Genomic DNA, 15,023 nt, shown 5'->3' with positions numbered 1-15,023 from the left:
GCGATGGAAAGCTCGCTTGTCGCCTTCGTGCACATCCTTCGCAGCCACGAGGTGCGCGTGTCCCCGGCAGAGACGCTGGACGCGGTAGCGGCCCTTCAGGCGCTGGGCTATGACGACCGGGAACAGCTGCGCGACGGCCTCGCCGCGACGCTCGCCAAGAGTCGCCGCGAAGAGGAGATCTTCCGCGTACTCTTCGACCGCTATTTTGATCACAGCGCCGGCGACTTCGCAGCCGCCGGCACGCCGGCCGAGGGCGGACCCGGTGGCGCCCAACCGCCGCCCTCCGCGGAGGGCCCCGGCGAGGGTGAGGGCGGCGGGAGCGGCGACCCGGTACTCGACCGCGCAGCGGCGGTCAGCGAGCCCGTGCGTGAGCTCCTCGCCTCGCCACTCATGCAGGCCCTGCAGGACGGACGGCGCGGCGAACTGAGCACGCGGCTCCGGCGCGCCGGCAGGGACGCCGGCATCGCCGACATCCGCCTGTTCACGCAGAAAGGGCAGTACACGCGGCGGATCCTCACCGCCATGGGGGAGGACCAGCTCCGCGGCGCCATCATTGACCTCGAGCGCCGCGGCGATCCGGCCCTCGACCGGCTGCGCAGCTACCGTGACCTCCTCCGGGAGCAGGTGCGCGATTACGTGGACGCGCAATACCTGCTGCACGCGGAAGGGCACAACCGGCAGTTCATGGATGACGTGCTGGCGAAGACGCGCCTGTCGAACATCGAGCAGCACTACACCGCGCGCGTTCGCGAACTGGTACAGCGCATGGCGCGCAAGCTCGCCAGCCGCCACAGCCCGCGCCCGCGACCCCGGCGCCGCGGGCGCCTGGACATGGCACGCACGCTGCGCGCCGGCATCCCCCACGACGGCGTGCTCATGCAGACCCACTGGCGACAGCGGCGCCGGGACCGCGCCCAGGTGCTCGCCCTCTGCGACGTCAGCGGCTCCGTGGCCGCCTATGCCAAGTTCCTGCTGCTGTTCCTCTACAGCCTCCAGGATGTACTGCCCCGCATGCGCAGCTTCGCCTTCTCCAGCCACCTTGGTGAGGTCAGCGGGCTGTTCGAGGACGAGCCCGTCGAGCGCGCCGTGGAACTCGCGAACTGGCGCTACGGCGGCGCCACCGATTACGGTGCGAGCCTGCGGGACTTTGCACGCCTGGCCCTCAATGACATAAACCGGCATACATCGGTTATCATCCTCGGCGACGCGCGCAATAACCGGGGTGATCCGGAGCTTCCGATCATGCAGAGCATCTACCAGCGCAGTAAACAGGTTATCTGGCTGAACCCGGAGTCGCGGCGCGCCTGGGGGACCGGTGACTCCGAGATGAACCGCTACCTGAGCACCTGCCATCTCGCGGCCGAATGCCACAACCTGCGCCAGCTGGAGAAGGTAGTCGACCAGCTGCTGCGCAGCGTCCACTGAGGCCCCGCGGCTCGTCGCGATGACGCTGCCGAACGAACACCTGCCGCTTCCCTGCTCGCTCCGCGAGGTCGTGGATCGCTGCTTTCCTCATGCGGAACCCGGGCCGGAGGTGAAGCTCCTCGACCGGGAGCGCCTCGTCGCATACCTGCGCGATGCGATCGATGCCGACGACCCACCACTCAGGCTCATCCGCCGTCGCGCCGGCGATGACGGCGGTGCCCAGCTCGCCCCGGCCGATGCATCGACCATCGAATGGGTCTCGCTCGCTTTCGACTGCTGGAACCGGGACTTCCCTGTGGAGGCACCGCTGCGCGATGCCCTCCACCGCCTCCTGCCCCTGGCAATCGCGGTCGCCCTGAGGGACCAGGGCTTCTTCACCCCCGGCACCCATCCGCTGCACACGCTCCTCGACCGGCTGCAGCACAGCGCGGTGGGCTGGCAGGCGCGCCTGGACCGCGCCGGACAAATGCTGGAACAGCGTGTGCAACGGGCGGTGCAGCGCGCCCTCAGGTGGTTCGAGGACCCGGCCACGGACTTCGCCGCCGTGACCGAGGAACTCGAAGCCGCCGCCCGCCGGGACCAGGAGCGCGCCGCGCGCATGATCCACCGCCTCGAGGAGACAGAACAGGCCGCGGCCCGCACGCGGCAGGCGCGGCGCGAAGCGGCGGGCCTGATCAACCGCGGCCTTGCCAGCTGCGAACTGCCAACGGCAATCGGCGAGTTCCTCAAGGGCCCCTGGTACGAAAGCCTGCAGCTGGTCGCGCTGCGCCACAGCACGAACTCGCAGGAGTGGCGGGAGATCAGCCGCGTCACCGAGCAGCTCATGCGGTCGGTCCAGCCCGCATCGGCCGGCGCAGATCAGAGCAGCGACGCGCTGCGCCGACTCTCCAATGAACTCCGCCACTGGCTCCTGAGCCTGCAACACGACAGCGCGGCCGCCGACGATGCGATCGGCCTCGTGGAGTACGTGCACCTGCGCATGAGCCACGGCCAGGACCTCGGCCTTACCCACATCCGCCCGCTGCCCGTACCCGGCGACCAGGAGAGCAGCGACGCCAGCGACGCCGCCGCCAGCCTGGATACCGGGCAGTGGTACCTGCTCCAGGACGATGACGGCGAGCTGCGCGCGCAGCTGTCGCTGCAGCTCGAGGACGGGCGGCACCTGCTGTTCACCAACGCGGTCGGGCTGAAGGCCATGGACCTCGACCGGGCCGCCTTCATCGAGCAACTGCGCGACGGCAGTGTCCGGCCCCTGCCGGCAGAAGACACGTTCAGTCTTTCCCTGAGCCACGCGGCGGGCATCGACGACCATCACAAGCTGCGCGCGCTCGTGGAGCCGGGGTACCGGCCGCCCGAGCCCGGGAGAGCCCCGGAAACGGGTCCCGGCCCCGGGCAGGAGCCGGTGCCCGGCACCGCGGCCGCCGCGGACGAAGGCCGCGCAGCCGGGAAGCCGGCTCCGGCATCCACCGGCCCGGGAGCGGCACCGGATGCGCCGCCCCCCGCCGGTCGGGAGCCACCCCCGCCGCCGCAACCCCGGGAGGAGGAGCGCGAGCCGGCACCGAAGCCGGAGCGGGCACCGAAGCCGGAGCCGGAGCCCCGGGAGGCACCGGCGCCGACGGCCTACACCCGGGCAGCAGACGTCGAACGCACCGCGCTGTCCCCGGAACTGGAGCTGGCCGGAAGCGAGCGCGGCCCGGGAAGAGAGGCGGCCGCGCTGGAGCAGCGCACGATCGCCCCGGCTCCCCACCGGCAGCCGGCGACACCGGAGCGCCCCCTGCGCGCACCGCCGGGGCCGGAAATGGACGTGCCCATGGGGGCGTGGCTCGGCTTCCACGACGGCGAGACCCCGATCATGGCCAAGCTCGCGGTCTATGACCCGCGCCGCGACAACTACATCTTCGTGAACCGCCGGGGCATCGCCCTGCGCGAGCTGAGCCGTGCCGAACTGCTGGCCCTCATCGACGAGGGGCTGGTGGATATCCTCGAGACCCGCAGCTACTTCCGCGACGAGGTGCAGCGGGCCCGGGAGCGCCGCGATGACTGACCGGGCTGGGGGCGGGAGGATGCGCCATGGCTGATGAGCAGGGCAGGAACATGCGCCGCTACTGCCGGCTACCGCTGGCCAGCACGGTCTTCATCGAGATCGAGTCGCCACCACCCGGGGCCGTCGGCCCGGGCAAGGTCGTGCGCTGCCATACGCTGGAGGTCTCGCGGCGCGGACTGCGGGTGCAGTTGGACCAGCGGGTAACGGTCGGCGCGATCCTGCAGGTGGGCGTGGACATCCCCGGGGAAGCGGACCCGTTCTACCTCGTCGGCCAGGTACGCTGGCGCATGCGCGAGAAGGACCGCCCGGGCAGCTGGATCGCCGGCTTCGAGATTCTCGAAGCGGCGGGCTCTGACATCCCCCAGTGGGAAGCGGCCCTCGAGTACATCGACGTGCCGGAGGATGGCTGAGCCAGGCCCGTGTCCCGTCCTGTACTCGCTCTCCCTTCGCCGCTAAACTCCCGCGTTCCCTCGAGGCCCGCGGCAAAGGATACCCTGTGACATCGCACTGGCAGACACAGCTCGAGCGGCTGGCGGCCGGGACGCCGTCGCTGCTCACGGGAATCCGGCGCGGCGTCGAGAAAGAGAGCCTGCGCATCAGCCCGGAGGGCACCCTCGCACAGACCCCGCATCCTCCGGGGCTCGGCTCCGCCCTGACCCACGGCAGCATTACCACGGACTACTCGGAAGCGCTCCTGGAGTTCATTACCCCCGTGAGCACGGGCATCGATGAGACCCTCGGAACGCTCGCGGACATCCACAGCTTCGTCTACCGCGAACTGGGCGAGGAGCGGCTCTGGGCCCTCAGCATGCCGTGCATCGTCAGCGGCGACGCCGGCATCCCCGTTGCCCGCTACGGCAGCTCCAACGTGGCGCGCATGAAGACGGTCTACCGCCTCGGTCTCGGCCACCGCTACGGCCGCATGATGCAGGCCATCGCCGGGATCCATTACAACTTCTCTCCCCCCGAGGCCTTCTGGGAAGCTGCGTGGCGGGACGATGGCGCGCCCGGTACCCGGCAGGACTACATCACCGGGCGCTACCTGGGCCTCATCCGCAACTTCCACCGCTGGTCCTGGCTCCTCATTTACCTCTTCGGTGCCTCACCGGCGGTGTGCGCGAGCTTCCTCCGCGGACGCCAGGGGCACGGCCTCGCGCCCATGGACCCGGAAGGCAACACGCTCTACCGGCCGCACGCCACCTCCCTGCGCATGGGCGGCCTCGGCTATAACAGCGAGGCGCAGCGCGGCCTGGCGGTCTGCTACAACGATCTCGACAGCTACCTGCAGACGCTGAAGAACGCGATTCTCACCCCGCACCCGGACTATGCGCAGTTCCCGAGCGGCGAGGGCGGGGAGTACCAGCAGCTCAACAACAGCCTGCTGCAGATCGAGAACGAGTTCTACAGCACCATCCGCCCGAAGCGCGTTGCGGCCTCCGGCGAGACAGCGCTGACCGCCCTGCGCCGCGGCGGCATCGAGTACATCGAGGTTCGCTGTCTCGACGTCAACCCCTTTCTGCCCCTGGGGCTCGACGAGGAGACGATCCGCTTCCTCGATGCGTTCCTGCTGCACTGCCTGGTGGAAGACAGCCCGCCCTGCTCGCCGGCGGAGCAGGCCCTGCTCGACGAAAACCTCGCGACGGTGGTCGACCGGGGCCGTGAACCGGGGCTGACCCTGGCCAGCGCGGGCGACCGCCGGCCGCTCTCGGCCCTGGCCGGGGAACGCCTGCAGGGCGTGGCGCGCTCCGCCGCGCTCCTCGATGGCGCCCAGGGTGATGGCGGCTACCGTGACGCCGTGGCGGCGCAGGAAGCGAAGGTTCATGACCCGGAAGCCACGCCTTCGGCGCGCATGCTCGCGGAGATGTCCCGCGACGGGCTGCCCTTCTACCGCTTCGGTCTGCGCTACAGCGAGCGCTGGGCCCGGCATTTTCGCGAGCGGGCGCCGGGCCAGGCGGCCCTCGCGGCTCTCGAGACGGAGAGCCAACGCTCCCTGGCCGCCCAGCGGGAGCTGGAGGCGGCTGATACGCTGGACTTCGCCAGCTATCTCGCGGCCTATTACGAGCAGTACCAGGCGCTCTAGTGGCCCTTCAGCATAACCACGGGAGGTAAACCGCCCCATGCCTGCGCTCACGTCCCCCCGCCCGGTATTCTTCCTGCTGTTCCTCGGCACCGTGGGGGCAATGCTGTTCGCCGTGCTCTTCCTCCAGCAGCACCTCGGGCTCGCCCCCTGCCCGCTCTGCGTCACCCAGCGCGGCTTCATGATACTCACCGGACTGTTCGCGCTGCTGGCGGCGCTTCACAACCCCGGCATCACGGGACGCCGCATTTACGCCGGCCTCTGCGTTCTCGCCGCGGGCGGCGGCGCGGCCGTCGCCGGGCGCCATGTCTGGCTGCAGCACCTGCCTGAAGACCAGGTGCCGGCCTGTGGCCCGAGCCTCGGCTACCTGCTCGATACGCTGCCCCTCTCGGAGGCCTTCTCGGTGATCATGATGGGGGACGGCAACTGCGCGGAAACGGTCTGGTCCTTTCTCGGCCTCAGCATCCCGGAGCAGACGCTGGCGGGGTTTCTCGTGCTTTGCCTGCTCAGCCTCTGGCAGCTGCTGCGACGCTGAGGGAACCCGCCCCGGGTGGGGCGGGTGGAACGGCCCTGGCCGTCGCGGGTATCAACCCTCGGCCGCTGCGTCCTCAGCGGCCGCTTCCTCGGCCTGGCTCGGCATGGACAGGAGCTCGACCTCGAAGGTGAGCGCCGCGTTCGGCCCGATCACGTTACCCGCGCCGCCGGCACCATAGGCCAGCTCCGGCGGGATGTAGAGCTTCCACTTCGAACCGACGGGCATGAGCTGCAGCGCTTCCGTCCAGCCGGCGATGACCTGGTCGACGCCGAAGGTCACGGGCTGTCCGCGCTTGTAGGAGGAGTCGAACTCCGTGCCATCGAGCAGCGTGCCGCGGTAGTGCACCTCGACACTGTCGTCCGCGCCGGGGACGGGGCCGTCCCCGGCCTCGATAACCTCGTACTGCAGACCGCTCTCGGTGACGGTGACTTCCTCGCGCGCGCCGTTCTCGGCGAGGAAGATCTCGGCCGCCTCGGCGTTGGCCGTGGCCAGCGCCTGCTGGTTCGCTTCCTGCTCGGCCTGGAGTTTCTCCTGGAAGGCCACCATCTCGGCCTGGATCTCTTCCGGCGTGAGCCGCTGCTCGGCACCGCTGAAGGCATCGCGAAGGCCGAGAGTGAACGCGTCGATGTCCATCTCCATGCCGTCGTTCTTCATGTTGCGGCCGAGGCCGAGAGCGACGCCGTAGCTCAGGCGCTTGGTCGGCGTATCGAGGGCCACCGGCTCGCTGCCCGCGGTGCTGTCGCTGCCGCCGGACTGCTGCTGGTTGCAGGCCTGCAGGCCGAGGACGAGGGCAACCGCGGCCACGGGCGTGACGAATCTTTTCATAGCGTGCTTTCCATCGTTTGCGGGGGGAAACGGGTGCCGGCGCGCGGGAGCCCTGCGGGCGCGGTTCGCGCCGACGCTACTGCGCCGCATGGTACTACCCGCCGGGGGCCGGTCGCCACCCCCGCGCCAACGCAGCCGCCAGCGCATCGAGACTGCCGGCGGAGAGCATGGGTTCAACGGCTGCGAGGTTCTCACGCAGGAGCCTGGCACCGGGCTCGGCAGGGGAGCCGGCCAGGCGCGGCGCCAGGCGCTCGAACTGCGCGCGCTCGGCCTCGAGCTCGAGGGCCTTCAGGCGCTCGCGGAGCGGTTCGACGCCGTCGAGGCCGCGCCAGCGCCGGCGCAGGGCGCGGAGCGGACGCACCACCTCGGAACGCCAGGGTTCCACGGCGGCGGCCAGGGCAGGGCCGGCACCGTCGAGGCTCACGCCCCGGCGGGCCATCAGGGCGGCGGCGAGGAGCAGCAGCACATCGGCACCCGCCTCATCCTGCGCGACGAGACAGGCCTCTGCCACCCCCGGCTCGCCATAGAGCGCCGTGATGCCGGCCCAGAGTGTCCCGTGTCCGCTGTCATCGGTCATGCGTCGTGCCCTAGCTGTCTACCCGGCCTGCTCGGGGGGGGGCTAATTGCCGGGCCTGGTCCGCTGCTGCCCCCGCTCGCCCCCCGGGGTGCTCGCCCAGTAGAATGCTGCCCCCATGGTGATCTTACGTGAACTTTCCCTGCGCCGCGGCGACCGCCTGCTCCTGGACCGGGCCCGGGCAACGCTCACCCGCGGCGAGCGCATTGCGCTGATAGGGGCGAACGGCAGCGGCAAGAGCAGCCTCTTTGCCCTCCTTCTCGGCGAGCTCGGTGCCGACAGCGGCGAGGTCGACGGTCTCGCCGGACTGCGCCTGGCGCACATGGCGCAGGAAGTCGAGGCCAGCCACCAGCCGGCGTCGGACTATGTCCTCGCCGGCGACGCCGGGCTTGCCGACCTCTGCAACCGCCTGCGCAGCCAAGAGGCGGCCGGCGACTTCGACGGCGCCGCGGCGACTCATGCGGCGCTGCAGGACTGCGGCGGCTACAGCGCCGACGCCCGCGTCGAACGGCTGCTGCGCGGCCTCGGCTTCGCCCCCGGGGACGGCGATCGGCCGGTGGCCGCCTTTTCCGGCGGCTGGCGCATCCGGCTCAACCTCGCCCGGGCGTTGATGACCCCGTCCGACCTGCTGCTCCTCGACGAGCCGACGAACCACCTCGACCTCGATGCCAGTCTCTGGCTCCAGGGCTGGCTGGCAGACTACGACGGCACTCTCCTGCTCATCTCCCACGACCGGGACTTCATCGACGCCACCTGCAACCGCGTGCTCCACCTCGCCGGCGGCAGCCTCGAAGCCTACCGCGGCGGCTACAGCGATTTCGAACGCCAGCGCGCCGAGCGCCTGGCCACGGAACAGGCAAAGCAGGAACGCCAGCAGCGGCGCGCAGCGGAGATAGAGGCTTTCGTGCGCCGCTTTCGGGCCAAGGCCAGCAAGGCACGGCAGGCGCAGTCGCGGCTGAAGGCGCTGGAGCGCATGGAGCAGGTGGCGGCCGCGCACGTCGATACGCCCTTCCGTTTCCGGTTCCCGCCGGCGCCCCCCCTCACCGACCCGGCCCTCGCCCTCGACCGGGCCCGCCTCGGCCACGGCGACCGGGCCGTCCTGGACGGCGTGACCCTGCGCCTCGCCCCGGGGGACCGCGTCGGGCTCCTCGGCCGCAACGGTGCCGGCAAGAGCACCCTGCTCAAGGCGCTGGTCGGCCGCCTGCCCCTGCTTGCCGGTGACCGCAAGGCCTCCGACCGCTGCCGGCTCGGTTACTACGACCAGCAGCAGCTGGAAGTCCTCGACCTCGCGGCGAGCCCGGCGCAGCACCTGCAGCGCGCTACCCCGGAGGCCCGGGAACAGGAAATCCTCGATTTCCTCGGCGGCTTCGACTTTCGCGGTGACCGCGCCACCGCACCCATCGCACCCTTTTCCGGCGGTGAAAAAGCCCGCCTCGCCCTCGCTCTCGTGCTCTGGCAGGCGCCGAACCTGCTGGTCCTCGATGAGCCCACGAACCACCTCGACCTCGCCATGCGCGAGGCACTGGCCGAGGCTCTGCAGGGCTACGACGGCACCGTGCTGCTGGTCAGCCACGACCGTCACCTCCTGCGCGCCACCGTGGACCGGCTCTGGCTGGTAGCGGACGGAACCGTGCATGACTACGACGGCGATCTCGCCGGCTACGAGGCGGCGGTCCTCGCCGACGCGGGGCCGGCCGCCCGCGAGCGTGTCGACCGGGCATCGGCCGCGTCCGGCGACGACCGTCGCAGCCGGCGGCAGGCAGCCGCGGCGCGGCGGGAGCGGCTTCGCCCGCTGCAGCGGGAAGTGGAGCGACTGGAGCGTGCGCTCGAGCGCAGCGGGAAGGAACTCGCAGCGGTGCAGGGCAGGCTCGCCGACGAAACGCTCTACGCTGCAGAAGCCGGTGATGAGCTCACGGCGCTGCTGCGCCGCGAAGGCGAACTGCGCGGCGAGACCGAGGCGCTGGAAGAGGCGTGGCTGGAGGCGGAGGCGGCCCTGGAAGCGGCAGCGACGGCGTTCAGCGCCGAAGAAGGCGAAGCTTCGCCCGGCGCGGCCAGCGCTTGATGCGGGCCTCCTGCCGCTGGGCCTCGCTGCGCGAAGAGGCGACGGTGCTCCAGGCAACCACCACCGGCCGCCGGCCGCGGGTGTAGCGCGGCCCGCCGGCGATTTCCCCGTTGTGCTGGCGCAGGCGCCGGGCCAGGTCCCGGGTCACGCCCGTGTAAAGTGAACCGTCGGCGCAGCGCAGTACGTAGACGCACCACGCTGCCACTGCGGATTGGTCGCTGGCCGGCCCGGTGTTAGCATTAGCCCCGTCAGCCACCTCTGCCCGATACCCCTACCAGCTGGAGACCCCAATGAGTGAGAACATCGTACACGTGACCGATGCCAGTTTCGATCAGGACGTCCTCGGCGCCGACGTGCCGGTGATCGTCGACTTCTGGGCCGAATGGTGCGGCCCCTGCAAGATGATTGCGCCGATCCTCGACGAAGTCGCGAGCGAATACGCCGGGCGCCTCAAGGTGTGCAAGGTCGACGTGGATTCGAACCCGGAGATTCCGCCGAAGTTCGGCATCCGCGGCATCCCCACGCTGATCCTGTTCAAGAACGGCGCCGCGGAGGCCACGAAGGTCGGCGCGCTGTCCAAGACGCAGCTCGTCGAGTTCATCGAAGAGGCGCTCTGAAGCCCTTCCCGTGGGGCGGCGGCCGGTGCGGAAAAAACCGGTAGACGCCCCCACCCCACCGTGCTAGATTCATTTTCGTCGCGCACCTCTGCGCAACGATAATAACCCCGTAACCCGACCGGCTTCTCCGATACCCGGGTGCCCGTGGCGCACCCCCAGCTGCCCGCGCGACGCATCCTTTCCCTCTCGAATCACACCCCAGAACAAATCTATGAACCTGACCGACCTGAAGACCAAATCGACCCAAGACCTCATCGATATCGCCCAGGGCATCGGCCTCGAGAACATGGCCCGGTCCCGCAAGCAGGACATCATCTTTTCCATCCTCAAGAAGCACGCCAAGAGCGGTGAGGACATCTACGGCGACGGGGTGCTGGAAATTCTCCAGGACGGTTTCGGCTTCCTGCGCTCGGCGGACAGCTCCTACCTCGCGGGCCCGGACGACATCTATGTCTCCCCGAGCCAGATCCGCCGTTTCAACCTGCGCACCGGCGACACGATCACCGGCAAGATCCGCCCTCCCAAGGACAGCGAGCGCTACTTCGCGCTGCTCAAGATCGGCGAGGTCAACTTCAACCGGCCGGAAAACTCCAAGAGCAAGATCCTGTTCGAGAACCTGACGCCGCTGTTCCCGACGGAGCGGCTGATGCTCGAGAAAGGCAACGGCAGCACCGAGGACCTCACCGGCCGCATCATCGACCTCGTCGCCCCGATCGGCAAGGGCCAGCGCGGCCTGCTCGTGGCACCGCCCAAGGCCGGCAAGACGATCATGATGCAAAGCATGGCGCAGGCCATCATGAGCAATAACCCCGAGTGCTACATCATCGTGCTGCTCATCGACGAGCGTCCCGAGGAAGTCACCGAGATGCAGCGCTCCGTCGGTGTGCGCGGCGCCGAGGTGGTCGCCTCCACCTTCGACGAACCACCGGCCCGCCACGTGCAGGTAGCCGACATGGTCATCGAGAAAGCCAAGCGCCTCGTCGAGCACAAGCGCGACGTGGTCATTCTCCTCGACTCCATCACCCGCCTCGCCCGCGCCTACAACACGGTTATCCCGAGCTCCGGCAAGGTGCTCACCGGCGGCGTCGACGCGCACGCCCTGGAGCGGCCGAAGCGCTTCTTCGGCGCGGCCCGGAACATCGAGGAGGGCGGCAGCCTGTCCATCCTCGCCACCGCCCTCATCGACACCGGCTCGAAGATGGACGAGGTGATCTACGAGGAGTTCAAGGGCACAGGCAACATGGAGCTGCACCTGGACCGCAAGATCGCCGAAAAGCGTGTCTACCCGGCCATCAACATCCGCCGCTCCGGCACCCGTCGGGAGGAACTGCTCACCGGTGAAGAGGAACTGCAGCGCATGTGGATCCTGCGCAAACTGCTCCACGGCATGGAAGACCTCCCCGCCATCGAGTTCCTCATCGACAAGCTCAAGGACACGAAGACCAACGAGGAATTCTTCCTGTCCATGCGCCGGAAGTAGCCCCCGCGGCGGACAGCGAACCGTCCGGCTCGGGACCCTCCGTCGCGACAGCGGCGCTGCTATAATTCCGGCCCCCCGGCGAAGGACAGCCCATGGCCGCACGCTACGCAGACCTGCGCGATTTTATCGACGCCCTGGAAAAACAGGGTGAGCTGAAGCGCATCGACCTGGAGGTCGACCCCCGCCTGGAAATGACCGAGATCGCCGACCGGACGCTTCGCAGCGGCGGGCCCGCGCTCCTGTTCACCAACCCGAAGGGGTCTTCCGTGCCCGTGCTGGCCAATCTTTTCGGCACGGAGCGCCGGGTCGCCCTCGGCATGGGCGCCGACGACGTCAACGCCCTGCGCGAGATCGGCGAGCTGCTCGCCTACCTGCGCCAGCCCGACCCGCCGGAAAGTTTCCGCGACGCCATCGACAAGGCGCCGCTGCTTAAGAAAGTCATGGCCATGGGGCCGAAGGTCGTGCGCAATCCGCCGTGCCAGGCGCACGTGCGCTCGGGCGACGCCGTCGATCTCTACGCGCTGCCCATCCAGACCTGCTGGCCCGGCGATGCCGGCCCGCTCGTCACCTGGCCCCTGGTCATTACCCGGGGGCCACAGAAGAAACGGCAGAATCTCGGCATCTATCGCATGCAGCTCATCGGGCGGAACAAGCTGATCATGCGCTGGCTCTCGCACCGCGGCGGGGCCCTCGACTACCGCGACTGGCAGCAGCAGCACCCGGGGAAGCGCTACCCCGTGGCCATCGCCCTGGGCGCGGACCCGGCCACCACCCTCGGCGCCGTGACACCGGTGCCCGATACGCTTTCCGAGTACGCCTTTGCGGGCCTCCTGCGCGGCGGCAAGACGGAGCTTGCCGAGTGCGTGACGCCGCTCTGCCGCGAGCACGGCCTGCAGGTCCCGGCGAGTGCCGAGTTCGTCCTCGAGGGCCACCTCGAGCCGGGCGAGCTGGCGGACGAGGGTCCCTTCGGCGACCATACGGGCTACTACAACGAGGTCGACCGCTTCCCCGTGTTCACCGTGGAGGCGATCACAAGCCGCGAGGCGCCGATCTACCACAGCACCTACACGGGCCGCCCGCCGGACGAGCCGGCCATTCTGGGCGTGGCTCTCAACGAGGTCTTCGTCCCCCTGCTGAAAAAGCAGTTCCCGGAGATCGTCGACTTCTACCTGCCGCCGGAAGGCTGCTCCTACCGCATGGCGGTAGTGACCATGCGCAAGGAATACCCGGGCCACGCCAAGCGGGTGATGCTCGGTATCTGGTCCTTCCTGCGCCAGTTCATGTACACCAAGTTCATCGTCGTCACCGACGATGATGTCGACGCGCGCAACTGGCAGGACGTGATCTGGGCGATCACCACGCGCATGGACCCGCGCCGCGACTGCACCTTCGTCGACAACACGCCGATCGACTACCTCGACTTCGCCTCACCGGTTGCCGGCCTCGGCTCCAAGGTCGGGCTCGACGCGACCAACAAGTGGCCCGGTGAAACGGACCGGGAATGGGGCGAGCCGATACGCATGGACGACGCTACCCGGGCGCGCGTCGACGCAATCTGGGACCAGTTGGGGCTCTAGGGGAGCGGTCCGGATCAGCCTTCCGCGGCGGCGTCGTAGTAGCGCGCCAGGGCCTCGCACAGCTTCTGCTCCAGCGCCCGTGTATAGGCTGCCCCGTCCGTGAGCGGCGAGGCGGCCATGCGCTCCCGCAGCCCTGCGCGCAGCGTAACGAGGCCGTCGCGATGGGCCGCCCACCAGGCACCCTTGCTCACGAATTCCTCCTGCGTGCGCGCAACGAAGTCATCGAGGCCGACACTCTGCAGCATGGCAGAGGACTGGCGGCTGATGATACGGCTGCCTTCCAGCGTGAGCACCGGCGTGCCCATCCACAGCGCCTCGCAGGTGGTCAGGCCACCGTTGTAGGGGAAAGTGTCCAGGGCGATATCCATGTCGGCGTACTCGGCCAGCATCCCGGCATGGGGCGACGCCGGGCGGAACTCGATGCGCTCGGGGGCGATACCGCGTTCGGTGAAACGCGACAGAAAGCTGTCGCGAAGCTCCGCTTCCGCATAGGCCCGGTTTTTCAGCAGCAGGCGCGCGGAAGGTACCGCACGGAGCAGTGCGGACCAGGCTTCGACGACCGCCGTGCTGGTTTTCTCGTGGCGGTTGAAGGAACCGAACACCAGCTCCCCTGCCGTCGCCGGGCGCACCGTGACCGGCGGCGCATAGGCCGGCGCCTCGTAGACCAGCCGCGGCTGGTCCAGCACCAGGCACGACTCGGTGAAGCGCTGGGGGCTCTCCGGCGGCGTCGACACGCGATCGGTCACCAGGTAGTCGATCGCCGGCACGCCCGTCGTGTCGAAGTAATCCAGCATGGAGACCTGCACCGGCGCCGGCTTGGCCGCCAGCGCGACCAGGCGGTTCTCCGGCGCGTGGCCCGCGAGATCGATGAGTATGTCGATCTCGTCATCCGCCACCCGGCGGCAGAGCTCGCGATCGCTCAGCCGGGACACATCGCGCCAGCCGTCCGCGCGCTCGCGGAACCAGGCCGTCAGGTCGTCCTCCTCGCGGGTGGCACTGTAGAGGTAGACGTCGAACCGGTCCCGGTCCTGCGCGTCAAGCAGCGGCTTGAAAAAGTAGCCGACGATCGTGCGCGAGAAGCGCGGCGACAGGTAGCCGATGCGGATCCGGCCATCGGCCCGGGGTGCCGTCGGCCGCCACTGTGCGGCACCTCCCGGCGCCAGCGCGGTGAGGCGCTCGCCGACACGGCAGTGCAACTCAAAGAGCCTGTCGTCATCCTCGAAGGCAAACTGGTGTAGCGAAAAGAGCAGGTGGCTGAGGCCCGTGGGCTGACGCAGGTTGAAGTCCAGCGCTTCCAGGTAGTAGCCGAGCGCTTCGTCGGGACGGCCGAGGTCCCGGAGGACGTTGGCGAGGTTGTTGTAGGCCTGGTAGAGGTCGGGGCGGGCCCGGACGACCTGCTTCAGCGCTTTCGCCGCCGCCTCGCGCTCGCCGGCGAGGGCCAGTGCCGTCGCGTGGTTGTAGCGGTAGCTCGCGTTGTCCGGCGCCAGTGCCAGGGCCCTGCCGAAATAGTCTCTCGCCCTGGCGAAGGCCTTCGCCTGCAGCTCGATACCGCCGGCGAGGGACCAGGTTGCCGCGGGGACCCTGCGCCGCGTCAGCTCCTTCGCCAGGAGTTCCCGCGCGCGGTCCAGCTGCCCCCGGGCCAGCGCCTGCTTCGCCGCCGCTACCGGATCCTCCCGCCGGGGCGCAACCTGGCTCGCAGCCGCCGGGGCGGCGGTTTCGCGGGCAAGGCAGCACTTCTTGTACTTCCTGCCGCTGCCGCACGGGCAGGGGTCGTTGCGGCCGGTGTGCATCGTGTCGCGCAGGCCCG

General features: G+C 69.6%; 13 protein-coding genes. 9 read left to right on the top strand and 4 right to left on the bottom strand.

The window, feature by feature from the left end:
- Positions 1-3 precede the first annotated feature (3 nt).
- From ACX93N_RS11960 to ACX93N_RS11940, 5 genes are all read left to right on the top strand, one after another.
- Positions 4-1,425, top strand: coding sequence for a VWA domain-containing protein (locus ACX93N_RS11960; protein ID WP_459428656.1), 1,422 nt, complete (start codon positions 4-6; stop codon positions 1,423-1,425).
- Between the two features lie 19 nt (positions 1,426-1,444).
- Positions 1,445-3,469 carry a DUF1631 family protein gene (locus ACX93N_RS11955; protein ID WP_459428655.1) on the top strand — a complete coding sequence of 675 codons (2,025 nt, stop codon included), beginning with the start codon at positions 1,445-1,447 and terminating at the stop codon, positions 3,467-3,469.
- Between the two features lie 26 nt (positions 3,470-3,495).
- Entirely contained in the window at positions 3,496-3,879 is a 384-nt protein-coding gene (locus ACX93N_RS11950) for a PilZ domain-containing protein (protein ID WP_459428654.1), read from the top strand.
- Between the two features lie 86 nt (positions 3,880-3,965).
- The gene (gene gshA, locus ACX93N_RS11945) at positions 3,966-5,549 is read left to right on the top strand and encodes a glutamate--cysteine ligase (RefSeq protein WP_459428653.1); all 1,584 of its coding nucleotides are present in this window, start codon (positions 3,966-3,968) and stop codon (positions 5,547-5,549) included.
- A gap of 37 nt (positions 5,550-5,586) precedes the next feature.
- The gene (locus tag ACX93N_RS11940; protein WP_459428652.1) at positions 5,587-6,081 is read left to right on the top strand and encodes a disulfide bond formation protein B; all 495 of its coding nucleotides are present in this window, start codon (positions 5,587-5,589) and stop codon (positions 6,079-6,081) included.
- Positions 6,082-6,132: 51 nt separating this feature from the next.
- On the opposite strand, the gene ACX93N_RS11935 is transcribed toward ACX93N_RS11940, so the two are convergent.
- On the bottom strand, positions 6,133-6,906 hold the full coding sequence (locus ACX93N_RS11935) for an FKBP-type peptidyl-prolyl cis-trans isomerase (RefSeq protein WP_459428651.1): 774 nt from the start codon (positions 6,904-6,906) through the stop codon (positions 6,133-6,135).
- Positions 6,907-7,000: 94 nt separating this feature from the next.
- Positions 7,001-7,483 carry a TIGR02444 family protein gene (locus tag ACX93N_RS11930; RefSeq protein ID WP_459428650.1) on the bottom strand — a complete coding sequence of 161 codons (483 nt, stop codon included), beginning with the start codon at positions 7,481-7,483 and terminating at the stop codon, positions 7,001-7,003.
- 115 nt (positions 7,484-7,598) lie between these two features.
- Between ACX93N_RS11930 and ACX93N_RS11925 the strand changes: the two genes are divergently transcribed.
- The gene (locus tag ACX93N_RS11925; protein WP_459428649.1) at positions 7,599-9,542 is read left to right on the top strand and encodes an ABC-F family ATP-binding cassette domain-containing protein; all 1,944 of its coding nucleotides are present in this window, start codon (positions 7,599-7,601) and stop codon (positions 9,540-9,542) included.
- Here ACX93N_RS11925 and ACX93N_RS11920 read toward each other — a convergent pair.
- The gene (locus tag ACX93N_RS11920; protein ID WP_459428648.1) at positions 9,496-9,747 is read right to left on the bottom strand and encodes a GIY-YIG nuclease family protein; all 252 of its coding nucleotides are present in this window, start codon (positions 9,745-9,747) and stop codon (positions 9,496-9,498) included. The two genes, ACX93N_RS11925 and ACX93N_RS11920, sit on opposite strands and share 47 nt — an antisense overlap.
- A gap of 85 nt (positions 9,748-9,832) precedes the next feature.
- Between ACX93N_RS11920 and trxA the strand changes: the two genes are divergently transcribed.
- The 3 genes from trxA (at position 9,833) to ubiD (ending at position 13,216) form a co-directional block, all read left to right on the top strand.
- Positions 9,833-10,159 carry a thioredoxin TrxA gene (trxA, locus tag ACX93N_RS11915; protein ID WP_350037615.1) on the top strand — a complete coding sequence of 109 codons (327 nt, stop codon included), beginning with the start codon at positions 9,833-9,835 and terminating at the stop codon, positions 10,157-10,159.
- Between the two features lie 211 nt (positions 10,160-10,370).
- A complete protein-coding gene (gene rho, locus ACX93N_RS11910) occupies positions 10,371-11,639 on the top strand; it encodes a transcription termination factor Rho (protein WP_459428647.1) in 1,269 nt (422 codons plus the stop codon).
- 92 nt (positions 11,640-11,731) lie between these two features.
- On the top strand, positions 11,732-13,216 hold the full coding sequence (gene ubiD / locus ACX93N_RS11905; RefSeq protein WP_459428646.1) for a 4-hydroxy-3-polyprenylbenzoate decarboxylase: 1,485 nt from the start codon (positions 11,732-11,734) through the stop codon (positions 13,214-13,216).
- 14 nt (positions 13,217-13,230) lie between these two features.
- On the opposite strand, the gene ACX93N_RS11900 is transcribed toward ubiD, so the two are convergent.
- The gene (locus ACX93N_RS11900) at positions 13,231-15,006 is read right to left on the bottom strand and encodes an O-linked N-acetylglucosamine transferase family protein (RefSeq protein ID WP_459428645.1); all 1,776 of its coding nucleotides are present in this window, start codon (positions 15,004-15,006) and stop codon (positions 13,231-13,233) included.
- Between the last annotated feature and the right edge of the window lie 17 nt (positions 15,007-15,023).

The organism is Pseudohaliea sp., assembly GCF_054552115.1.
The sequence above is the reverse complement of the archived record's forward strand: the minus strand, read 5'-3'. Positions and strand labels throughout refer to the sequence as shown.